We start from the raw sequence: 21,149 nt of genomic DNA, 5'->3' as shown, positions 1-21,149 counted from the left end.
CCCCAAAACTACCAAGGAGGTCCAGTGGACGCCCAGGAAATCATCGACTACATCGCCAACGCCCCCAAGAAGACACCCGTACGCGTCTTCGTCCGCGAGCGCGAAGGCGCGCAGATAGACTACGGTTCAGACTCCCACGTCTTCGGAACGGGGAGCAAGGTCGTCTTTGGCGACTGGTCGCAGGTGGGTCCCGCCCTCAGCGATAACGCGGACGACATCGAGGACGTAGTCGTGGAGTGCGACCGGCGCAACTCCGGAGTTCCTATGCTCGACGTACGCGGGGTGAACGCGCGCATCGAGCCGGGTGCCATCATCCGCGAGAAGGTCTCCATCGGTGACAATTCCGTCATCATGATGGGCGCTATCATCAACATCGGCGCCGTCGTAGGCGAGGGCACCATGATCGACATGGGCGCGGTCCTCGGAGGACGCGCCATCGTCGGCAAGCACTGCCACGTGGGTGCCGGCACGGTGCTCGCCGGCGTCGTCGAGCCCGCAAGTGCCACGCCCGTCGTGATCGAGGACGACGTGATGCTCGGCGCGAACGCCGTCGTGATCGAGGGCTGCCGCGTGGGCAGGGGCGCAGTCGTCGCAGCCGGCGCCGTCGTGACCGAGGACGTGCCCGCCGGCGCGGTCGTCGCCGGTTGCCCCGCCCGCGTGATCAAGATGAAGGACGAGAAAACCGCAGGCAAGACGGCGCTGGTGGACGCCCTCCGCTCGCTGTAGCCAAGACCGCTGCGCGCGGCCACCAGCTTGCAGCCATCTTCCGCCTGGCCCTCGCGCACCATGCGCGGGGGCCTCTTGTATCCGCATCGCCGCATAGCCGGTAAACCGGTCGCTCGGCCGGCATATCTGACGCGAGCCTTTCGGGATGCGCCTGACTACCGTTCGGTTACACTCTTTCACGACAATCCAGACAAGAGGAAGGAACCTCATGAGCATCGTCACAACCATACTCGCAACCCTTGTCGCGGCGGAGTTCTTCTTCATCTGCTACCTCGAGACCATCGCCACGACGTCGGACCGTACAGCAAAGGTCTTCGGCATGACCACGGCAGAGCTCAGCCGGCCCTCCGTCAGCACGCTCTTCAAGAACCAGGGCGTCTACAACGGGCTCATCGCCGTGCTCATCCTCGTCGCCGTCTTTGGCTTCGCGAGCAAGGCCGCCGTCGTGGCCCTGATGCTCTACATCTTGGCAGTCGCCGCATACGGCAGCGTCACCAGCAACCCGAAGATCATCCTGATGCAGGGAGGCCTCGCAATCCTCGCGCTGCTCTCCTGCCTTCTCTAGGGACGGGGCTCGAGGAGTCAGACCGAAAGGCGATGCACATGTCAGGGCGTGGGTCGAGGGGTTGCCTCAAGGGATGCCTCACGGCATTTCTCGCCGTTGCCGCCATATCGGTCCTCATATCGGTCGTGCCCGTCGTCGGCATGGTCGCGCTCTGCGCGGGGATGTGGTTCCTCACGCGCTGGGCATGGCGACGCGTAGCAGGCGCCCACCAGGACGCACCGGCGGTGCAGGGTCTCCTTCGCATCTCGCCGGGAGCGAGAAGGGCCATGGCGGCGCTGGCCTATGGCATCCTGGCCGTCCTTCTTGCCAGCGCAAGCGTCCTCGGCACGCCCACAGCCACCTCGGCAAGGGTGGGCGCGAGCGCAAAGGCCACCGCGGCAGGCAAGGCCTCCTCGAAGGCGGACGCGAGGCCGGGCAAGCGACACGCCGCGCGACGCGAGGACAGCGGGCAGAAGAGCAAGCCCGGCAGGCGGACGGCCGAGGCCGCGGGCACGGAGTCGGGCGGGTCCGCGGGCGAGAAGGGCGACGACGACTCCGGGCGACGGCTCGTCGTTCGCTACCTGGACGTGGGCCAAGGCGACGCCACCGTGGTCGAGTTTCCCGATGGCAGGACCATGGTCATCGACGCGGGCCGCGAGGGCGGGCAGACGGTGACCTCCGCGCTCGCCGGGGACGGACGGGCGCGCATCGACTGGCTGGTCGAGACGCATCCCGACGCGGACCACATCGGCGGCCTTCCCGACGTGATCCGCGCAAACGACGTAGGAACCGTGTGGGCTCCGCGGTGCAATCACTCCACGCACGCCTACACGCGCTTCCTCGAGGCAGTTGCCGCCAAGAACCTGCGGATAGACGAGGCGTACGCCGGACGGCGGATCGCATCTGGGGACGGCTACGCAATCGACGTGCTGTGGCCAAGGCAGGGCGCCTCCTACGATGACTCGAACGACTACAGCGTCGTGATACTCGTGACGTATGGGCAGAACACGTTCCTGTTCACGGGGGATGCGCCGGTCGAGGCTCTTGAGCAGTGCGTCGCGGGTCACGTTGACGTGCTGAAGGCGTCCCACCACGGATCCGCGTCCGGCACCGACGCCGCCCTCGCCCAGAGGCTCACGCCAAAGGCCGCCGTGCTGAGCTATGGTCTGGGCAACTCGTACGGACACCCCGCCCAGACCGTCCTGGACGCGCTGGCCGCCACGGGAACCACCGTATACGGCACGGGCGCGCAGGGAACGGTGACGGTCACGTCCGACGGGCATGACCTGAGCGCGTCGACCGAGAGCCAGGGCACGGTCCAGGCTCAAAGCACGGACGCGGGGGCGGCCTCGTCGTCCCTCGACGAGGCCGGCGCAGGCGGAGGTCAGGCGGCACCGGCCCAGACGGAGGCGTCACAACCACAGCCCTCCTCCCCCGGCGCGCAGGAGGAAGTGGTCTACGTGGCACCCTCGGGAACGAAGTGCCACTCCAAGGGCTGTCGCACGCTCTCGCGCAGCAAGGTGGTCACGGCCATGCCGCGCTCGCAGGCCGAGGCCCAGGGCTACACTGCCTGCAAGGTCTGCGGAGGATAGCGCGCGGACGGCACTTGCGGCTGCGTGGCGCTTGCAGCTGTCTGATACGGAAGGGAGCCCCGAAAATGCGTGCAATAGTGGACAGGCTCGAGGGCGACGTCGCCGTGCTCGAGGTAGACGGAGACCGTTACGTGGACGCTCCGCTGGCAGAGCTGCCCCCAGGTGTCCGCGAGGGAGACGTTCTGGACGGCGAGCCGGGGTCGTGGGTCCTGAACGAGGACGAGAAGAACCGCCGCCTTGCGCAGAACGCCGACCTCATGAGCAGGCTCTTCAGGCGGTAGCGACGTCGCGCGGGAACGCCGGGATGTGCTCGTAGAAGTCGTAGTCGTAGCAAGAACGCAGGAAGTCACCGCTCACGTTCATCCCCATGACCGGGAAGGAATCCGGGATGTCGTCGCGGTTGGGACATGCGGCGCGCACGGCATCGTGCGGGTTGAACGCGGGGTACAGAAGGGCGCAGCCCTTGACAATCTGCGCGTTGGCGCGGGCCACCGTCAGGGTCACCGTCGCGCCGAGGCTCGCCCCGCACAGGAAGAGGTTGCGCTCGTCCACGAAGGGCTCGCGAGAGAGCTCCCACGCCGCGGACTCGAGGTCGTGCTGCTCCGTGAAGAACGACATGTTGTCCTGCCAGTCGCTTTGGCTGTAGTTGCCCCCGCCGCAGAAGTCGAACACGTACGTGACCATGCCTCGCTCCGCCGCGGTGGGCGCGCTCCGTGTAGCCCATGGTCCGCCTCCCACCGTGCGTCCGACATTGGGTTGCATTATACGGAGGGCACATCGGGCGCGTTCGAATGGTCACGCGGACGAAACGGACGAGCGACCGCAACTTTGGGACCAACGGATGCGAGCCCATGGACGGGCACAGGAGGCTCCCCGCAACGACGCTGGTGACATGTACGGCCGCAACGCGGGAGCGTCGGAAGACGGAACGCACGGAAGGGCCCGGGCCAAGAGCGCGGGCCCTTCTCGCCTTGCGAATGCGCCGTTGGGCGCTTCGTGTAACAATGGCTCGGGAACGTTTAGGCGAGCGTCGGAGGCAGCATGCAGGACGTCGTAATCAGGAAGGCCGTGCGGGCAGACCTCGACCCCGTGATGGAGGTGTACGCCTCCGCGCGCAGGTTCATGAAGGAGACGGGCAACCCCACCCAGTGGGGCGACGACTTTCCGCCAAGAGAGCTGATAGACGGGCGAATCCGCCGTGGCGAGCTGTACGTCCTGGCGCAGGAAGGCGCCATACACGCCGCGTTCGCGCTCGTCCTGGGACCAGACCCAACGTATGCGCGCATCGAGGGCGGCAGCTGGGAATCGGACTCTCCGTACGGCACGCTGCATCAGGTCGCGAGCGACGGGAACATACGCGGCGTGTTCCAACGGGCCGTAAGATTCTCCCTGTGCAGCCGCGGACACCTGAGGGTGGACACGCACGCGGACAACAAGGTGATGCAGGCCGCCATCCTTCGCGCGGGATTCCAATACCGCGGCATCATCTACGTGCGTGACCACTCCCCGCGTCTGGCCTACGAGCTCGTGGCGTAGGAGCCTGGCGCCCCCATCTATCCAGCTCTTATTGTTCCGCCACGGTATGCCAGCCCATGGCCTCCATAATCGCAACGACCGCCAAATCCTTCGTCCCTCGCTTGTCGACCCCAACGAGCGAACTGATAAGCGTGCCGCCTTTCACAACAACGTTCTCCCACCATGAACAGAGCGAGATGCGCTCTAGCAGACGCTCGAGCAGATAGTTCTGCATTACGAGTTGCGGTGGTACCCCCCTCTTTCGCCCCGTTTCGGATTAGTGCTTTCAACTACATTGCATTCTTAGTTCTCACAGCAGTAGTTCTCACAGCAGCACCTCCAAATAGTTGCGGATTTTCGCCTCCACCCCAAGCAACCGAGCATATTCAAGCAACTTGCGCAAATCACGCTCTCCGCTCCGCACATACCACCTGATGGCTGGGCTTACCACCTAGACGTCGACCACTCGATGGCCCCTCAGCATGTCGCAAAGGGTTCGTTCGAGGTCATAGCACTCAACCTCGTTCCCATAGGGGGTCCGTAGTCTGGCTAGTCCCAATCCGAGCACGTCGCTCGAACATGTCCTAACTTCGATGCCAACCCCACGGGCAACGGTGGCACGATATGAGCGCGAAAAGGTCATCGTCAAGTGGAATGGCGTTCAGTCGGTGTGTCCGTGGAGATAAAGCGCCGTGCCATCGGAAAAGACGCCCCGGGGAAAGCGAAGCTGCGCAGAGAGGAACTCATCCTCCCATTCGCCCGCAGAACGCACAGTTGCCCTAGGTTCACAATTTCGAACCACTTCCTTGCGCGTCGTAACGTCAGGCGCCATGCAAGCGGCATTAGAATCACGTTAGGAACATTGTCCGTACGCACCGTCCGCCCACACAGAGGAGGCACTTCGATGGGACTGGTCGAGAAGATCAAGAATGCCATGTTCAAGCCCGACGGCGACTCCAAGACTCCCGCGCCCGCCAGCTTCGCCACCGCGCCCGGAACGATCTACGCGCCGGTCACGGGCACCGTCGTCACGCTCGACGAGATTCACGACGAGGCGATATCCAGCGGATTCTTTGGCGAGGGTCTTGGCATCGTGCCCCAGGTCGGCGTGGTGTACGCGCCGGTGAGCGGACGCATCGGCGCCACGACGGTCACGAACCACGCCATCGGCATGACCATGGCGGGCGGGGTCGACATCCTCATCCACGTTGGCATCGACACCGTGGAGATGAACGGCGAGGGCTTCGCGCGCCTTGTCGAGTCGAACCAGGAGGTCAAGGCCGGCACGCCGCTTCTGACCTTCGACATGGACGCCATCCGCGAGGCCGGCCACGACGACGTGGTGACCGTCGTGGTCACGAACTACTCAGACTATGGCAGCGTCGACAACGTGAGCGACAGCAGCACCATGATCGCGGGACACCCCCTGGTGAAGGTTGGGGACCCGCTTTTGGTGGTCACCACGAAGTAGCGCTCTCCACCTTCCGCTTGCATGCGGAAAGTCCGCCGCAGACGGTTGCCCGTGGCCGCCTGCGGCATTTTTCTGCCGCGGGAACCTCGCGCCGGCCTTGCGCTAGTCCCTGCTGTGGATGACGTGGTACTTGAACTTGTCCACGCGCGCCGAGCTCCGCGTGAACTCGATGATGCGCCCGGCCGCGTTGTACGTGAGGCGCGAGATCTCGAGCACGGGCGACCCCTCCGGAATCAGCAGCAGGTCGGCGTCGGCCGCGCGCGCCGTCATCACGCGCACCTCCTCCTCCGCCGTCTTGATGGTCTGGCCAAACTCGCTTTCGAGGAGGTCGTACAGCGAATGGCTGCTGACCTTCTCGTGCGTGAGGCTCCCAAACATCTCCAGCGGCAGGTAGGTGTGGCCCACGAGCATGGGCTCGTCGTCGGCAAGGCGCAGGCGGTGCAGGTGCCACACGGTCGCGCCCAGGTGCAGGCCGAGCGCGGAGCTCACCGACTTGTTGGCCTCCTCCTGCGAGAAGCTCAGGACCTGCGTCTTGGGCGTCTTGCCAAGGCGGCGCATCTCCTCGGTGAAGCTGTAGCACAGCGCGAGGTCGGTCTCGGAGTGGCGCGCGTCCGACACGTACGTGCCCTTGCCGTGGCGCCGCGTGACGAGGCCCATCTTCTCGAGGCTGTCCAGGGCGAGGCGGACCGTCGTGCGCGAGAGCCCGTACTGCTGCGAGAGCTGGCGCTCCGAGGGCAGGAGGTCGCCCGGGGCCATGTCGTTCTGGATCTTATCCCTCAGGATGTCGAACAGCTGGTCGTACAGAGGCTGCTTTCGGGTCAAATCCACCAGGCTCATCTCCTAGGCGTCGCGCAAGACTGGTAACTACCACATACCAATTCTACACGTGGTCGGCCGCGGCGCGCCGCAGGGGCCGCGCGCGTGCGACAAGTGGCCCACTTGCCGAGCCCAACGGTCCGTCCGTCACAAAAAAGGCTGTTAGTGGCTACAATGTTAGGCAACTGTTCGCATGGTGCGGGCCGCGGGGCCCGGCGCGCCCCGCGGCGTGCCGCTGCGGAGGGCCCACGTTCCTCTCGCCCGCGTCATGCGCAACTGGTATTAGCGTTTGGTACAGGGGCATAAGGCACGGCGCCGCCAAGGGCAAGGTGCCGAGAAGAGCTTGGAGGCCTAAGTTGAGGATCGTTCGGACGACGGACTACAAGGACATGAGCCGTAAGGCCGCGAACATCATCTCTGCGCAGGTGATACTGAAGCCGGACTCCGTGCTGGGGCTCGCAACCGGCAGCACGCCCATTGGCACGTACCGCCAGCTTGCGGAGTGGTGCGCGAAGGGCGACTGCGACTTCTCGCACGTGAGCACGTACAACCTGGACGAGTACCGCGGGCTGTCGCACGACCACGTCCAGAGCTACCACTACTTCATGCGCAAGAACTTCTTCGACCACATCAACATCGACCTGGCGAACACGCACGTGCCGGACGGGGCGAACCCCGACGCCGACGCCGCGTGCGCGGAGTACGACAGGATCGTGGCGGACGCGGGCTTCCCCGACCTGCAGCTTCTGGGCATCGGCCGCAACGGCCACATCGGGTTCAACGAACCGGACAGCGTGTTCAGCAAGGGAACCCACATGGTGAACCTGACCCAGAGCACCATCGACGCGAACAGCCGCCTGTTTGACAGCCCGGACGAGGTGCCGCGCCAGGCGTACACCATGGGCGTCCAAACCATCATGTATGCGCGCAGCATCCTCGTCGTCGCGAACGGAGAGGACAAGGCGGACGCGGTGCGCGCCATGTGCTTTGGCCCCGTGGACCCGCGGTGCCCCGCCTCGATCCTGCAGCTGCACACCAACTGCACCGTGATCGCGGACGAGGCCGCTCTGAGCAAGTGCCCGCTGTAGCGGACGCAGCGCATGGGGCCTAGGGGCATGCGGACGTTCGGGCGCTGCGACGTGCTGGTGGTGGGCGCCGGGCTCGCCGGCACGCAGGCGGCGCTTGCGGCGGCGCGCCAGGGGGCCCGCGTGCGCATCGCGTCCGTGGGCCCCCTGTTCTCCGGCTCGAGCTTCTTTCCCGGCACGTGGGGGCTTGGGCTTGTGGGACCGTGCGGAGAGGACGATGCCGAGGACCTGGTTCGCACGGTCTGCCGCGTGGGGGCGGGCATGGCGGACGAGGCCCTTGTGCGCACGCTCGTGCGCGGCATCCCCCAGGCGGTGGAGGACCTCGCCGCCCAGGGCTGCGAGCTGGCGCGCCCCGCGGCGGGAAGCGAGGGCGAGCGCGACTACGTGCCCTGCTTCGACCACGCCACCCGCGACTGGCACGGCATCCGTCGCGAGGGCTACGCGCGCGCCGTCGGGCGCCTGCTGCGCGGGAAGGGCGTCGCGCACACGGCCGGCCTCGAGCTGCTGGACGTGCTCGAGGCGTCGGGCCGGGTGTGCGGCGGCATCTTTCTGGACCGCGCGACGGGCGACCTGACGTGCGTGCCGTGCGGCAGCATGGTTCTGGCCACGGGAGGCCTCGGCGGCCTGTTCGACCGCACGCTCGCCGGGCCGGACGTCGGCGGGTGCGCGCACGCCATCGTGCTCGAGCACGGTGGGCGCCTCGTGAACGTGGAGTTCCAGCAGATCATGTGCGGTCTTCTCGCCCCTGCGCGGGGCATCGTCTTCAACGAGCGCACGTTTCGCTACGCGCGGCTGCTTGCGCCCGACGGCACGCGGCTTGCGGTGGACGACGCGCTGCTGCGCATGAGGTCGGCCCACGGCCCCATGACGGCGCGCCTTCCGGACCTTGCCGTTGACCTGGCCGTCGCCGCCACGGGCGCCGAGGGCGTCACCGTGGAGTACGACCTGCCCAGCCCGCTTCCGGACTTCGTGGGGACGTACGTGCGGTGGGCCCGGCGGGCGCTTGGTCCCGGCTGGGCGCGCGACCTTAGGATCTGCCACTACGCGCACGCCTCGAACGGCGGCGTCGCGATCGATGCGCACGCGCGGTGCCTGGGCGCGCCACTAGGCCTGTTTGCGTGCGGCGAGCTGACGGGAGGTATGCACGGTGCGGACCGCATAGGCGGCCTTTCCAGCGCAAACGCGCTTGTCTTTGGGAAGATTGCCGGAAGCGAGGCCGCCGGGTCTTACGCCCCCGCACCCCTGGCGGCGCCCGCGCTGCCCCGCTGGGCGCGCGACCGCGCCTGGCGCGCATCCGATGCCGGCGCGGCCCGGGTCGCCGCAGAGGTGGCGCTGCTGCGCCGCACCATGTCCCAGCACTGCCTGGTCGGGCGGGACGAGCAGGGCCTCGCCCGTGCCGTCGACACCCTGCTGGACATGAGCGCCACCACGCGAGAAAGGCGTCTCGCGCTTCTCGTCACGTCGGCCCTCGCCGCCGCCCGTGCCATGCTCGAGCGGCGCGAGAGCCGAGGCGCCCACTATCGCGCCGACCACCCCCGCCAGCGCGGGGAGTACGCGGCGCCCATCGTCGTGAGCATGCGAAACGGCAGCCCCTGCGCACGCCTCGTGCGCAGGGGCTAGCCTCGGCAGGCGGCCGCGCCTGTCGAGCCGGTCGTTACGGTCGTGACGGCCGAGCCGGCCGCTATCCCTCGACCGCCGCGCAGAACCACTTCGTCAGGCTCGTGGGGTGCGTGATGCCCGTGCCCACCACCACGGCCCACGCGCCGGCGCCCATGGCCGCCGCGGCGTCCGCCGGCGTGTGCACGTGCCCCTCGCAGATGATGGGCAGCCCCGGGAACTCGCCGGTGGCCTGGCGCAGCAGGTCCAGGTCCGGGCCCTCGTCCATGGTGGTCTGGATGGCGGGCTTGTTGTGGCTGAGCGTGGTCGAGACCAGGTCGCAGCCGCACGCGACGGCGTTCCTGATGTCCTCGATCGTCATGCAGTCCGCCATCACGAGGGTCTCGCACTGCGCGCGCAGGTCGCGCACGGTCTGGGCAAACGTGCGCCCGTCCGGCCGCGGGCGGTCCGTCGCGTCGATGGCGACCACGTCCGCGCCGGCGTTCACGCACGCGACGGCGTGCCGCAGCGTCGGGGTGATGTACACGCCCTCGTGCCCCTCCTTCCACAGGCCGATGACGGGCACCTCGACGCGGCCCTTGATCGCGGCGATGTCCGCCAGGCCCTGGCAGCGTATGGCCGCGGCGCCGCCCTCCTCGCACGCCTGGGCCATCTGTGCCATGGTCTCCGGGTGGCGCAGCGGCTCGCCGGGATACGCCTGCACGCTCACGACGAGCCTGCCCTTGAGTGACTGGACGAGAGGAGCTACTTCCATTGCTTCACCTTTCCCATAGGCGGCCGTGCGGCCGCGGCTGAAGATCGTGCTATTCGAGGCCGACGTACGCGGAGCGGGCAAGGTTCTCGGCCGCGCCCACGAGCGGCGCGTTGTCGCCCAGCTGACCGTCGCGCACGGGCGTGTGCGCCTGCGGCGGCATGACGGCGCCGTCCCAGCCGGCCCTGAGCGCCCGGTGCCACACCGGACCGCACTTCGCCACGGAGCCGGAAAGCACCACGCATTCCGGGTCGAACAGGTTCACCATGTTGCCAAGCACCTCGCCCAGCGCGCGCCCAGAGCGCTCCTCGGCCGCGACGGCCGCCGCGTCGCCGGCCTCCGCCGCGCGGCTGACGTACGCGCCGTCCACGGGAGCGCCCTTCTCGTCCGTCTTGGCACCGCCCAGCTCCAGGTAGCGCTCCAGGATGCCGGGGCCCGCCGCGATGGTCTCCACGTGGCCCACCGCGCCGCACTGGCACGGGATCCCGCGCGCGTCCGCGCACGTCACGTGGCCAATGTTGGTGGCGGCTCCGTGCGCGCCCAGAAGCAGGTGGCCGCGCTCCACGAACGCGCCGCCGATGCCCGTGCCCACCGCGCACACGAACACCGACTCCGCCCCCCTGCCGGCACCCCAGCGGGCCTCGCCCAGCGCGTGGGCGTGCACGTCGTTCATCACGCGCGCCTTCAGGCCAAAGCGCGCCTCCAGCTCTGCGCCCAGGTGCGTGCCGCCCCAGCCGGGCATCATGTCGTTCGCGTACGTGATGTCCCCCGTGAGCGGGTCCACCACGCCGCCGGTAGATACGCCTATGCCGCACACGCCATCCGCGCCGGCCTCGCCAAGCACGCGCTCCACCTGGCCCACGATGACCTCCAGCACGTGGGCCCCGCCGAGCTTCGCCTCCGTGGGCGCCTTGCCAAAGTGCTCGATCGCGGGCTCGCCCGCGTCCGTCAGCGTCACGAGCGCCGCCGCGACCTTCGTGCCGCCCACGTCCACGGCAACTACCCTCTTGACCTCATCCATCGCATCTCCCAACCTATCGCATGCCCCGTACGTCCGCGCCGCCGCGGCGCGCCGGCCACCGGCCGGCATGCGCCCGCGGCCGCACCGTGCGAGCCGCGCCCTACGCCTTCAGCACGCCCGTGTCCACCAGCACCTTGCGGATGGCCTCGCGGTTGGCGCCCTCGAGCGGCTTCACGGGCCTCGGCATCTGGCTGGAGTCGAACACGCCCATGAGGTTCAGCGCGCACTTGAACGCTCCGACGCCGCCTGCGTAGCCCTGCACGCCGGACGTCACGTCAAATATGTGCGACACCTCGTTGATCTGGTCCTGCAGCTCCTTCACGCGGGCCCAGTCGCCGGCCTGCGCCGCCTTCCACTGCTCCACGTACGGCACGGGGATCACGTTCGCGAGCCCCGGGACAGACCCGTCCGCGCCGCCCAGGTACGCGCCGTCCACCACGATCTCGTGGCCGGTCAGAAGCGTGAGCGGGTGTCCGTTCTTCTCGTTTGCCTGCACCAGGTAGCGGAACGACACGTCGTCGCCGGAGGAGTCCTTCACGCCGGCAAGCACGCCCTCCGCGCCCAGCTTCGCCAGGAGCTTCCACGGCAGCTTCGTGTGCACGCACACGGGGATGTCGTACGCAAAGATCGGCGCGTCCAGCTCCTTGTGCAGGATGCGGAAGTGCTCCTCCACCTCGGCCATGCCCTGCAGCGCGTAGAACGGGCACGTCGCGACAAGGGCGTCCGCGCCCAGCGCGAGCGCGCGGCGGCCGTGCTCCAGCATGCGCTCCGTCTCGGTGTCGATGATGCCCACGAGCACGGGCACGCGATGGTCCACAATCCTCACGGCCTCGCGCACGATCTGGTCGCGGCGCTCGTCCGTCGAGAACACGACCTCGCCCGTGGACCCCAGGAAGAACAGGCCGTCCACGCCCGCGTCGATCATCCTGTTGATGACGCGCTCGAACGAGGGCACGTCCAGCTGGTGGTCGTCCGTGTCCGGGACGGTGACGGGCGGAACGACGCCCCTGATCTTGAAGTCTGCCATGTCTCCTCCTCATCCGTGGCCACGCGGCCACATAGCTGCAATTGTTCCAATCCGCGGGCCGCTCGGCCCGGCGGACATCTAACCTATTCCTCCCGCGGTGCCGCCGCAAGTCCCGCCGCCGCGGGCCCCGCCGTCGCAGGCCCCCGCCCGCGACGCGCCCCACGGCGCCACCAGGTACGCCATGAGGGCGTCCTCGAAGTCGTTCACGCGCTCATGGCCCCACTTGGGGTACGTGATGTGGCGCTTCTCGCCCGGCGCGCGGTTGAAGACCGCGTACTGGCTCTGCGGGAGCGCCGCGTCGTCCATCAGCGACGTGCCCAGCAGCAGCGAGCCGCGAAGCAGCGTCGCCATGTTCGCCGCGTCCACGTAGTCAAGCGCCGAGAAGAACGCGGCCTCCCGCGCCGCGGTGGGGTCCTCCACGCGGAAGTGGTTCCTGACGGCTGCGTACACGAGCCTGGAGCCGCCGGCCTCCCACGTGGCGCGCACGTCCGCCGGCATGGGGTTGAGCGCGGCCACGCGGCGCAGGCGAACCGTGCCATCGCACGCGTCCAGGGCGGCGGCCGCGTCGATGGCGAGCGCGCCGGCAAGGCCCTCGCCCCACGCGGACAGGCGCGCCACGTCCGTGCGCGGAAGCGACGCCGCGGCCTGGGCCGTGCGCGCCATGTCCTCTATCAGGCGCGTCATCTGCAGGGCTGCAGGGCCCTGCTCCCACCCGGCGCACACGTTTCCCGACCACGGCCTGCGCTCCAGCTCGACCACGGCGTGCCCTATGGCCGCGAAGCGGGTCAGGTGGTGCCAGCCGCGCGGACCGCACGTCACGTCGTGCGTCATCACCACCGTGGGCACGCGCGGCGCGCCGACGCCGCCGCGGTCCGCGCCGCCCGCGCCGCGGGGGCACACGTAGCGCGCGTGCAGCTCCGCGCCGTCCGCCGCCGCAAACGTCAGCCGCTCGTACGTGGCGACGGGCGTGTCGAAGCCGGCGGGCTCGCGGCGCACGGCGTCAGGTGCAAGCGGCGCGGCCGTACCAAGGCGGCAGCGCCAGAAACCCGCAAGGTCCACTGGCACCGTCGACGTGCCGTCGTATGCCTCGAACACGCGCATCTGCCGCGTCAGGCCGCCCATGTCACGCCCCCTGCCAGAAGAAGCGGAGCACCTCGTCGTCGAAGGCGGGTATCTCCTCGTGGCCAAAGTCCGGGTACAGGATGTGGCTCTTCTCGCACGTCAACGCGTTGTACACCGCAAACTGCGTCTTCGGCGGACACACGGTGTCCGCAAGGCCCGTGCCAAACAGCACGTCGCAGCGCACCCGGTGCGCGAAGCCCAGCGTGTCGATGTAGCCGAGCCTCCCCAGCCACTCGTCCGCGCGCGAACCGTCTGCGTCGAACCAGCGCGAGTAGTAGCGGATGCCCTCGTACGCAACCTCGTCCGCGCCGTCCTCCCACACGGAGCGGAAGTCGCTCAGAAACGGATACAGGATGGCGGCCCTGCTCACGAGGTCTGGGTTCAGCGCGCAGGTCGCGAGGCCCACGCCGCCGCCCTGCGAGTCCCCGTACACGCACACGCGCGACAGGTCGATCCCCGGCAGCTCGCGCACGATGCGGCACAGCACGCGCACGTTCTGGTGCAGCCGCACGTAGTACAGGTCCCTGGGGTCGCCGTCCAGCCCCAGGACCACGTGGCCCGCGACCGTCGTGCCGGCATACGCGCCCACGTCCTGGCTGCGGCCGCCCTGGCCGGGGTTGTCCATCGTGATGTCCGCGAACCCCATGCCCGCGAAGGAGCAGTTCTCGAACCAGCTGCGCGTGCGGCCGGGATAGCCGTGGAACCTCAGCACCAACGGCACTGGGCGGCCGTCGCCCGCAGGGCCGAGCGGCCTTAGGTAGCGGGCGTAGACCTTCTCGCCCCGCACGCCCCGAAACCAGATGTCGCTGAGGCGGCACGTGGGCGTGCTGGGCGCGTCAGCGGGCACGACCTCAAAGTCCAGCGGCGCCGCATCGGCCTCCGCCATGCGCTCGTCCCAGAACTCGTCGAAGTCGTCCGGGATCGCGCTCGCGCCGCGATACGCCTCGAGCCTTGCCAGCTCCGTCTCGCTCACCATGGTCCCACCCCCTTCTTCACGTTGGCCTTGCCTCATGCACGCTCCTGGAGGACGTCACGTTGCCATGCCGCCCTCCGGGGGCGTGCCGGCGCGCCGGAACCCGAGCGTCCGGCCCAGCGCGCCGGGCACCACTACCCTACTGGCCGAGCTTCGGGTGCAGAAGCGACGGCGCGGCGCCCAGAAGCGTCTTCGTGTAGGCGTCCTGCGGGTGCTCGAACACCTGCTTCGCCGGACCCTGCTCCATGATCTGGCCGTGGTTCATCACGATGATGCGGTCGGATATGTAGCGCACGGTCTGGATGTCGTGGCTGATGAAGATCATGGACAGCCCGAGGTCGCGCTTGAGGTCCGTCAGCAGGTTCAGGATCTGCGCGCGGACGGACACGTCGAGCGCGGAGGTGGGCTCGTCCGCGATGATCGCGTCAGGCTGCAGCGACATGGCACGCGCGATGGCGACGCGCTGGCGCTGGCCGCCGGACAGCTGCCCCGGCAGGGCGCGCAGGGCGCTCTTGGGAAGGCCGACGAGTTCGATGAGCTCGTTGATGCGCCTCTCCTGCTCCTGCGCGGTGCCGACCTTGTGCACAAGGAGCGGGTCGCGCAGTTGGTCGTGGACGACCATGCGGGGGTTGAGCGCGGTCGCGGGGTCCTGGAACACGACCGAGACGACGCGACCGATCTTCTTGCGCAGGTCCGCCGTGCGCTTCGTGACGTCCGTCCCCTTGAAGTACACGTGACCGGACGTGGGCGACTGCAGGCCGCACATGACGTTTGCCGTGGTGGACTTGCCGCAGCCGGACTCGCCCACGATGCCCACGGTCTCGCCCGGCATGAGCTTGATGGTCACGCCCTGGACGGCGTGAACGAGGTTCGGGTGCAGGATGGAGCCCGTGCGGGTCCTGAACGTCACAGAGATGTCGTCGAGGAAGATGATGGGCTCCTCTTTCGTGGCGTCGCTCACCTACCTCACCTCCTTTGCCGTCGCAATGCCGGCCCTCTGGAGGTACGGAAGAAGGCCGTTCTTCTCGAGGTACTCGTCGGGCAGCTCGGAGTACTTGTGGTGTGAGCCTCCCGGCAGGGCCTTGATGACGGGGTGCACGTCGAGGCCGAGCGTGGGGTGGCTGGAGCGCGGCGCGAAGCGGTCGCCCTTCGGGAAGTCCTCGGGCGACGGCACGGAGCCGGGCACCTGGTGCAGGCGGGAGCCGTCCTTCGCGCCCTCCTCGATGGAGAGGACCGAGCCCAGAAGACCGCGCGTGTACTCGTGAATCGGGTTCGTGAGCAGCTCCTTTGTGGGGGCCTGCTCGATGATCTGACCGGCGTACATGACGGTGATCTCGGATGCGACCTCCGCCACGAGCGCGAGGTCGTGGGACACGAAGATCATGGCGAAGCCGAGCTTTGCCTGGAGGTCGTTCAGGAGCTTGATGACCTGCTTCTGGACGGTCACGTCGAGGGCGGTCGTCGGCTCGTCGCAGATGACGAGGGACGGGTCGCGGGTGAGCGCCATGGCGATGAGCACGCGCTGGCGCTGGCCGCCGGAAAGCTCGTGCGGGTAGCTCTCGAGCGTGCGCTTGGGGTCGAGGCCGACGAGCTCGAGGAGCTCCTCCGCGCTGCGGGTGCCGCCGCGGCTCGTGAGCTGCTTCATCTGAGCGGAGATGAGCATGGACGGGTTAAGCGACGAGAGGGCGTCCTGATAGACCATGGCCATCTCGGTGCCAAGGAGCTTGCGGTGCTCCTCGTCGCTGATCTTTAGAAGGTCCGTGCCCTTGTAGTCGATCTCGCCGGAGATCCTGGCCGTCTTGGGCAGGAGGTTCATGATCGACTTCGTGGTGATGGACTTGCCGCATCCGGACTCGCCCACGAGCGCCATGCACTGGCCGGGACGGACGTCGAACGAGACGTGGTCCACGACGTTCACGTCGCCATGCGAGGGGAAGCTGATGCAGAGGTCCCTGACGGAGAGTATGGGCTTGACGGACAGGTCCGGGACGTGACGGTCCGTGCGCGCGAGCTCCACCTTCCGAAGGGCGCCAAGCCTGCGCTCGAGGGAGGCCGCCTGCTCCTTGTAGGCGCGGACGGGGTCGGAGGCGAGGATGTCGTCCGCACGACGGCTCTCGCTGTTCTCGGCGTCAACCGGCGCGGCAGGGGCCGCCGCCATGGCGTCCGTGATGCCCTCGGAGAGGATGTTCAGCGCAAGGCACGTGACCATGATCGCGATGCCCGGGAAGAGCGCCTGCCACCAGCGTCCGGACAGCACGCCCGCGCGGGCGTCGGCCAGGATGTTGCCCCATGTCGGCGTCGGCTCCGCGATGCCCGCGGACAGGAAGGTGAGCGACGCCTCGAAGATGATGGCGTCGGCGACGAGCGTGACGGTGAACACGAGGATCGGCGCGGCACAGTTGCGAAGGACGTGCTTCACGAGGATCCACGGGGCGCGGGCGCCCGAGACGATGACCGCGCGAACGTAGTCCTCGCCGTACTCGCTCATGATGTTCGCACGAACGAGGCGCGCGATCTGCGGCATGTACATGAAGCCGATCGAGAAGATGATCGCCGGCACGGACTTGCCGAGGATGGTGACGAGGACCGCCGCGAGGGCGATGCCGGGGACGGACATGATGATGTCGAGGATGCGCATGATGACCTCGGACACCCACTTGCGGGACACGGCCGCGATGGCACCGATGATGGAGCCGGTCACGAGCGCGAACAGCGTGGCGCCGAAGCCGATGACGAGCGAGATGCGACCGCCGTACAGCATACGGGACAGGATGTCGCGGCCCTTGTCGTCGGTTCCAAAGATATGCGCCGCCGTCGGGGCCTTGCGCGCTATGTCGATGGCATAGGGGTCGAACGGCGCGATGACGGACGCCAGGATCGAGAGGATCACGACGACAGCGAGGATGCCGAGCGCAATTTTCGAGCTGGTGCGCATGCTGCCAAGACCCTTGAGGCTGGGCTTCTTGGCGGACAGCGCCTCGAGCTCCTCGGCTCCTTCCTTTCTTCTTGTCAGCATGGCTACACGCTCCTGATCCTCGGGTTGATAAGCAGGTACAGCATGTCAACCACGATGTTGATGACGATGAAGGCAAGTGCGACGACAATGACGACGCCCATGATGAGGTTCGGCTCGTTGCCCGAGACGCCGTCCTGGATGCACATGCCCATGCCGGGGAGGTTGAAGATGACCTCGATGACGACCGCGCCGCCCATGAGGTAGCCGATCTTCATGCCGAGGGTCGTGACCGGCGTGATGAGGGCGTTGCGAAGGACGTTCTTCGCGATGACGACCTTCTCGGGGATGCCTGCGCCGCGTGCGGTGGTGACGTAGTCGCGGTCGAGCTCCTCGACCATGGCGGTGCGCACGATGCGGGTCATCTGTCCCGTGAGGGGCACCGCAAGCGAGATCGCCGGCATGATCATGCGCGCCATGTACGCGCCGAAGTTCTTGCCGGGATCGGGAAGCATGCCGGACGCGGGCAGCAGGTGCAGGTTCGAGGAGAACAGAAGTATCAGGAGCACCGCCAGCCAGAACGACGGTGTCGCCAGCCCGGCAATGGAGAGGAGCCTGATCAGCTGGTCAGGCCACTTGTCCCTGTAGAGCGCGGCGATGACGCCGAGAAGGAACGAGACGAGCGCGCCGATGAGCAGTCCTATGAAGGTGAGCTGCATCGTGACGGGAAGCGCCTTGGAGATGCGCGTCGCGACGGAGCTGCGGCGGGCGCTGTAGGTGCCGAGGTCCCCGTGAAGGAGGTTGCCCATGTAGCGGACGTAGCGGACGGGCCACGGATCGTCCAGTCCGTACTCCTTGTGGTACTCGGCGACCTGCTCCGGCGTCGCGCTTTCGCCCAGCGCCTTGTACGCGGGGTCGATCGTCGAGAACGACATCAGGAAGAAGACCAGGAAGGTGACGCCGATTGCCATGATGGGCAACGCGATGAGTCGTCTTCCGATGAGCCGCAAAAGATTATTCATTCGTACTCTCCCCTCTCATGCGACTTGAGTCCTGTTCAAAAAATCAGACGTAGGGACCTGAGCGAAGGTCTCAATCTCAGGTCCCTACGTCTTCAGTCGCGCCCTATCGGCACGGCATTTGCGTCCCTACTTGGAGACGGTGCGCACATCGGTGAGATCGACGCCGGTGGTTCCGATGCCCTTGAAGCCCTTGACGGCGTAGCCATCGCTCGTTGCGTTGGTGGACCAGGACGCCGTCGGCGTGATGACCTGGAGCACCGGGTAGAGGACGACGTTCTCGGCCAGGATGTCGAAGCACTTGTTCCAGGTCTTCTGCTGCTCGGAGCCAGACTGGCCAAGGGCCTCGTTCATGAGCTTGTTGAGCTCCTTCCACTCCGCGCTCTCGTTCCAGTGGCAGCGCGTCTTCATCCAGACGTTGTCACCGAACCACCAGTTGAGGAGCAGGTCGGTGTCGCCGCCGAAGCAGGAGGGGTCACCAGGGGCGATGAGGATGTCCCACGAGGAGTCCATCTGGTCGATGGCCGCGTAGGTCGCGGGGGACTGGTCGCTCTTCAGCTCGACGTCGAAGCCAAGCTCCTTCAGGTCCTGCTGGGCCTGTGTGCCCATTGCGACGACCTGCGCGTTGTCGGTGGTGCGCAGGACGATCTTGCCAGGGGTGATGCCGGACTCCTTGATGAGCTGCTTCGCCTTGTCGAGGTCGTACTTGTAGGTGACGGAGGCCTTGTGATAGGAGGAGAAGCTCTTGGGCAGGTAGGAGGTGGGGATGTTCGCAAGGCCGGAGAACGCGTTCTCGATCATCTTCTTGGTGTCGAGCGCATACATGATGGCCTGGCGTACCTTGACGTCCTTCCAGGGGTCCTTGTCGAGGTCGAACATGATGAAGCGGGTGCCGAAGCCCTCGACCTTGTCGATCTTGCAGCCGTCGGACTTGAGCTGGTCGATGGACTCGGGCGGGACGGACTCGGAGATGAGGGTTGAGCCCTCCTCCTGCGCGGTCACGCGCGCGGTGGCGTCCACGAGGGAGTCGATCTGGAGCTTCTTGTCCTTCGCGGGGTGAGACCCGTTGTACTTCTTGTTGGGAACGAGGTGGGCGGACGTGTCGGAGAGCTCCTTGTACATCCAGGGGCCGGTTCCCACGGGCTTGGCGGAAGCCTCGTCGGTCGTGATGTCCTTCGGCTGGATCTTGATGATGGCCAGGCGCTCCTTGAGCAGCGAGAAGTTCGGGATGGACACCTTGACGGTCACGGTCGTGTCGTCCTTCTTCTCGATGGACTCGAACATGGACAGGAACGAGACGTACATGCCGCCCTCGGCAGAGGACTTCTTGAAGGACTCGACCACGTCGTCGGCCGTGACGTCGGTGCCGTCGGAGAACTTGGCGCCCTTGCGGAGCTTCACCTCGTAGGTCTTGTCGTCGACCTTCACGGGGTCCTTGTCAGCCAGGCCATACGTGGCGCTGTAGTCGTGGAGGTCGATGTTGTACAGGCCCTCCATGACGTTGCTGTTGGCGCTCAGGCAGAAGGCGGAGGAGCAGTTGGCGGGGTCGTAGGAAGAGGGGGCGTATGCGGAACCGACGCTCAGGGTGGCTCCACCCTCCTTGCCGGATCCGGAGGCGCTTCCGGAGTCATCGCTGCCAGACCCACCGCAGCCCGCGAGCGTTGCCATCATCGCGGCACTTGCACTCACACCAAGGAACGAACGACGCGAAAGGTACTTCTCCATTACTCTCTCCTCACCTACGTTTTCCAGCTGCCTCACCTTGTGACACACAATTGCAAACTAACTCGAACAACCACTCTGGTGACCGACGGATGCCCGGCGCCCAAGGCGCGACTCGTCTTGTCTATCTCGCACGCTAGACCATGGGCACAGCCGACCTCAATTCTGTTTCGGCCAGTGCTATGGCTTGCGGGCATAGGCGGTCTCGTTTTTCTCGTTACTTGCAATTCATGAGAGAACGCACTAGGATAATAGATTTTCACAAATACGCTATTCTGCCCCAAAATATGGCCAAGTGGTTTATTTGTGATTTGTAAACTAATTCTAAACACCCACGTAATCGTGCATTTACTGGTACTTACCTTTAATACCAGCAGCCAGTTTGTGACCAGTTAAAAACCAGCTGTCTCGACGCAGGGACGCACCAGCGCAAAATGTTTTTAAATATTGGATGACCACGAATTGATATACATTAGAAACACTGCGCACACCAGCATGGCGGATGGGCAAGGTGGGTCTGCACCACCCCGTTGCAAACGATGGCGGCACACAGCTCCCCTTGACGTACACCAGGGCATTCTTATTTAGTTATTTATGTCTATTCGTCCGGATTGGCTACGGCTACCCAACCGCGACCTTCAGGCAGATCTTCTTGAGCGGCGCCGGCTTTCCCACCGAGCATCCGGGCTTGTGCGCATCCTCGGGAGGCGTGACGCAGAACTCGCCGGGGCGAAGGACGACCCATGAGGCGCGGTCCGACTCGCCATACAGGCAGAAGTCGTTCTCGTCGTCAAACTCCTGCAGCGGCTCAAGCTCCGCCACGGGCGCCACGCCGATCTTCTCCTCCCCGCTTATGAGGAAGTGGATGTCGTAGTACCTGCGATGGGCCTCGTAGTGCTTCTGGGATGCGGGGACGGTATCGAACTCGAACACGTTCGCGAACACGTCGTCGCCGTCGATGTCGTGGCGGCCGGGCGCGAGCGCCTCCAGGTCCTGCGACGCGATCCAGTCGAACGCCTCGCGAAACCTCGCACCGGTAAGGTCGTTCGTGTCCAGATGGTCAAGCGTCGCTGCAATCATGGCTCCCCTTCCGCATTCCTTCCGCATTTCATCGATTGGCGTCGATACTAAACGCGTCAGGCGGGAGGGACGCCGACTCATAGGCGGGCGGAAGCGGTTTGCAAGCCCGGCGGCA

The 21,149-nt window shown here is 66.7% G+C and carries 20 protein-coding genes; 8 read left to right on the top strand and 12 right to left on the bottom strand.

What is annotated here, in order from left to right; translation table 11 throughout:
• Positions 1-24: 24 nt before the first annotated feature.
• The 4 genes from dapD to HF885_RS07240 all read left to right on the top strand — a co-directional run bounded on the left by dapD (position 25) and on the right by HF885_RS07240 (position 3,143).
• Positions 25-726 (top strand): 2,3,4,5-tetrahydropyridine-2,6-dicarboxylate N-acetyltransferase, encoded by a 702-nt coding sequence (gene dapD / locus HF885_RS07255; protein WP_170104274.1) that lies wholly within the window; start codon positions 25-27, stop codon positions 724-726.
• 208 nt (positions 727-934) lie between these two features.
• Positions 935-1,291 (top strand): DUF1304 domain-containing protein, encoded by a 357-nt coding sequence (locus tag HF885_RS07250; RefSeq protein ID WP_170104273.1) that lies wholly within the window; start codon positions 935-937, stop codon positions 1,289-1,291.
• Between the two features lie 38 nt (positions 1,292-1,329).
• Positions 1,330-2,862 (top strand): ComEC/Rec2 family competence protein, encoded by a 1,533-nt coding sequence (locus tag HF885_RS07245; RefSeq protein WP_170104272.1) that lies wholly within the window; start codon positions 1,330-1,332, stop codon positions 2,860-2,862.
• Between the two features lie 65 nt (positions 2,863-2,927).
• Positions 2,928-3,143, top strand: coding sequence for a DUF3006 domain-containing protein (locus HF885_RS07240; RefSeq protein WP_170104271.1), 216 nt, complete (start codon positions 2,928-2,930; stop codon positions 3,141-3,143).
• Here the strand turns inward: HF885_RS07240 and HF885_RS07235 are convergent.
• Positions 3,133-3,624, bottom strand: a complete 492-nt coding sequence (locus HF885_RS07235; protein ID WP_170104270.1) for an alpha/beta hydrolase family protein — start codon at positions 3,622-3,624, stop codon at positions 3,133-3,135. The genes HF885_RS07240 and HF885_RS07235 overlap by 11 nt on opposite strands.
• Before the next feature lie 279 nt (positions 3,625-3,903).
• Here HF885_RS07235 and HF885_RS07230 point away from each other — a divergent pair, with 279 nt between their 5' ends.
• Both HF885_RS07230 and HF885_RS07220 read left to right on the top strand, forming a co-directional pair.
• Positions 3,904-4,398 (top strand): N-acetyltransferase, encoded by a 495-nt coding sequence (locus HF885_RS07230; protein WP_170104269.1) that lies wholly within the window; start codon positions 3,904-3,906, stop codon positions 4,396-4,398.
• An 883-nt stretch (positions 4,399-5,281) separates the two neighbouring features.
• Positions 5,282-5,848, top strand: coding sequence for a PTS sugar transporter subunit IIA (locus HF885_RS07220; RefSeq protein ID WP_170104267.1), 567 nt, complete (start codon positions 5,282-5,284; stop codon positions 5,846-5,848).
• A 102-nt stretch (positions 5,849-5,950) separates the two neighbouring features.
• Here the strand turns inward: HF885_RS07220 and HF885_RS07215 are convergent, their stop codons facing one another.
• The gene (locus HF885_RS07215; protein ID WP_170104266.1) at positions 5,951-6,685 is read right to left on the bottom strand and encodes a GntR family transcriptional regulator; all 735 of its coding nucleotides are present in this window, start codon (positions 6,683-6,685) and stop codon (positions 5,951-5,953) included.
• Positions 6,686-7,020: 335 nt separating this feature from the next.
• Here HF885_RS07215 and nagB point away from each other — a divergent pair, with 335 nt between their 5' ends.
• The gene (gene nagB, locus HF885_RS07210; protein WP_170104265.1) at positions 7,021-7,752 is read left to right on the top strand and encodes a glucosamine-6-phosphate deaminase; all 732 of its coding nucleotides are present in this window, start codon (positions 7,021-7,023) and stop codon (positions 7,750-7,752) included.
• Positions 7,753-7,764: 12 nt separating this feature from the next.
• Positions 7,765-9,369 carry an FAD-binding protein gene (locus tag HF885_RS07205; protein WP_170104264.1) on the top strand — a complete coding sequence of 535 codons (1,605 nt, stop codon included), beginning with the start codon at positions 7,765-7,767 and terminating at the stop codon, positions 9,367-9,369.
• 61 nt (positions 9,370-9,430) lie between these two features.
• Here HF885_RS07205 and HF885_RS07200 read toward each other — a convergent pair whose 3' ends face one another.
• The 10 genes from HF885_RS07200 to HF885_RS07155 form a co-directional block, all read right to left on the bottom strand.
• Positions 9,431-10,120, bottom strand: coding sequence for an N-acetylmannosamine-6-phosphate 2-epimerase (locus tag HF885_RS07200; protein WP_170104263.1), 690 nt, complete (start codon positions 10,118-10,120; stop codon positions 9,431-9,433).
• A gap of 49 nt (positions 10,121-10,169) precedes the next feature.
• Positions 10,170-11,138: an ROK family protein gene (locus tag HF885_RS07195; RefSeq protein WP_170104262.1), complete on the bottom strand. Its 969-nt coding sequence runs from the start codon at positions 11,136-11,138 to the stop codon at positions 10,170-10,172.
• A 100-nt stretch (positions 11,139-11,238) separates the two neighbouring features.
• Entirely contained in the window at positions 11,239-12,165 is a 927-nt protein-coding gene (locus HF885_RS07190; protein ID WP_170104261.1) for a dihydrodipicolinate synthase family protein, read from the bottom strand.
• A 78-nt stretch (positions 12,166-12,243) separates the two neighbouring features.
• On the bottom strand, positions 12,244-13,287 hold the full coding sequence (locus tag HF885_RS07185; protein ID WP_170104260.1) for an acetylxylan esterase: 1,044 nt from the start codon (positions 13,285-13,287) through the stop codon (positions 12,244-12,246).
• Position 13,288: 1 nt separating this feature from the next.
• The gene (locus HF885_RS07180) at positions 13,289-14,263 is read right to left on the bottom strand and encodes an acetylxylan esterase (RefSeq protein ID WP_170104259.1); all 975 of its coding nucleotides are present in this window, start codon (positions 14,261-14,263) and stop codon (positions 13,289-13,291) included.
• A 136-nt stretch (positions 14,264-14,399) separates the two neighbouring features.
• On the bottom strand, positions 14,400-15,221 hold the full coding sequence (locus HF885_RS07175; RefSeq protein ID WP_090861301.1) for an ABC transporter ATP-binding protein: 822 nt from the start codon (positions 15,219-15,221) through the stop codon (positions 14,400-14,402).
• On the bottom strand, positions 15,222-17,276 hold the full coding sequence (locus HF885_RS07170; protein WP_170104258.1) for a dipeptide/oligopeptide/nickel ABC transporter permease/ATP-binding protein: 2,055 nt from the start codon (positions 17,274-17,276) through the stop codon (positions 15,222-15,224).
• 2 nt (positions 17,277-17,278) lie between these two features.
• Entirely contained in the window at positions 17,279-18,235 is a 957-nt protein-coding gene (locus HF885_RS07165) for an ABC transporter permease (protein WP_090861299.1), read from the bottom strand.
• Positions 18,236-18,361: 126 nt separating this feature from the next.
• A complete protein-coding gene (locus tag HF885_RS07160; protein ID WP_170104257.1) occupies positions 18,362-19,957 on the bottom strand; it encodes an ABC transporter substrate-binding protein in 1,596 nt (531 codons plus the stop codon).
• 618 nt (positions 19,958-20,575) lie between these two features.
• Complete coding sequence (locus HF885_RS07155) at positions 20,576-21,034, bottom strand: YhcH/YjgK/YiaL family protein (RefSeq protein WP_170104256.1); 459 nt, start codon at positions 21,032-21,034, stop codon at positions 20,576-20,578.
• Positions 21,035-21,149: the final 115 nt, after the last annotated feature.

Source organism: Parafannyhessea umbonata (assembly GCF_012844235.1).
Taxonomy (GTDB): Bacteria; Actinomycetota; Coriobacteriia; order Coriobacteriales; family Atopobiaceae; genus Parafannyhessea.
This window is presented reverse-complemented; position numbering and strand designations above follow the sequence as displayed.

What these genes read in the sequence shown, in the direction of transcription:
- HF885_RS07250 (WP_170104273.1), top strand. Translation starts at nt 935, where the DNA reads ATGAGCATCGTCACAACCATACTCGCAACCCTTGTCGCGGCGGAGTTC.
- HF885_RS07245 (WP_170104272.1), top strand. Translation starts at nt 1,330, where the DNA reads ATGTCAGGGCGTGGGTCGAGGGGTTGCCTCAAGGGATGCCTCACGGCA.
- HF885_RS07240 (WP_170104271.1), top strand. Translation starts at nt 2,928, where the DNA reads ATGCGTGCAATAGTGGACAGGCTCGAGGGCGACGTCGCCGTGCTCGAG.
- HF885_RS07235 (WP_170104270.1), bottom strand. Translation starts at nt 3,624, where the DNA reads ATGCAACCCAATGTCGGACGCACGGTGGGAGGCGGACCATGGGCTACA.
- HF885_RS07230 (WP_170104269.1), top strand. Translation starts at nt 3,904, where the DNA reads ATGCAGGACGTCGTAATCAGGAAGGCCGTGCGGGCAGACCTCGACCCC.
- HF885_RS07220 (WP_170104267.1), top strand. Translation starts at nt 5,282, where the DNA reads ATGGGACTGGTCGAGAAGATCAAGAATGCCATGTTCAAGCCCGACGGC.
- HF885_RS07215 (WP_170104266.1), bottom strand. Translation starts at nt 6,685, where the DNA reads ATGAGCCTGGTGGATTTGACCCGAAAGCAGCCTCTGTACGACCAGCTG.
- HF885_RS07205 (WP_170104264.1), top strand. Translation starts at nt 7,765, where the DNA reads ATGGGGCCTAGGGGCATGCGGACGTTCGGGCGCTGCGACGTGCTGGTG.
- HF885_RS07200 (WP_170104263.1), bottom strand. Translation starts at nt 10,120, where the DNA reads ATGGAAGTAGCTCCTCTCGTCCAGTCACTCAAGGGCAGGCTCGTCGTG.
- HF885_RS07195 (WP_170104262.1), bottom strand. Translation starts at nt 11,138, where the DNA reads ATGGATGAGGTCAAGAGGGTAGTTGCCGTGGACGTGGGCGGCACGAAG.
- HF885_RS07190 (WP_170104261.1), bottom strand. Translation starts at nt 12,165, where the DNA reads ATGGCAGACTTCAAGATCAGGGGCGTCGTTCCGCCCGTCACCGTCCCG.
- HF885_RS07185 (WP_170104260.1), bottom strand. Translation starts at nt 13,287, where the DNA reads ATGGGCGGCCTGACGCGGCAGATGCGCGTGTTCGAGGCATACGACGGC.
- HF885_RS07180 (WP_170104259.1), bottom strand. Translation starts at nt 14,263, where the DNA reads ATGGTGAGCGAGACGGAGCTGGCAAGGCTCGAGGCGTATCGCGGCGCG.
- HF885_RS07170 (WP_170104258.1), bottom strand. Translation starts at nt 17,276, where the DNA reads ATGCTGACAAGAAGAAAGGAAGGAGCCGAGGAGCTCGAGGCGCTGTCC.
- HF885_RS07165 (WP_090861299.1), bottom strand. Translation starts at nt 18,235, where the DNA reads ATGAATAATCTTTTGCGGCTCATCGGAAGACGACTCATCGCGTTGCCC.
- HF885_RS07160 (WP_170104257.1), bottom strand. Translation starts at nt 19,957, where the DNA reads ATGGAGAAGTACCTTTCGCGTCGTTCGTTCCTTGGTGTGAGTGCAAGT.
- HF885_RS07155 (WP_170104256.1), bottom strand. Translation starts at nt 21,034, where the DNA reads ATGATTGCAGCGACGCTTGACCATCTGGACACGAACGACCTTACCGGT.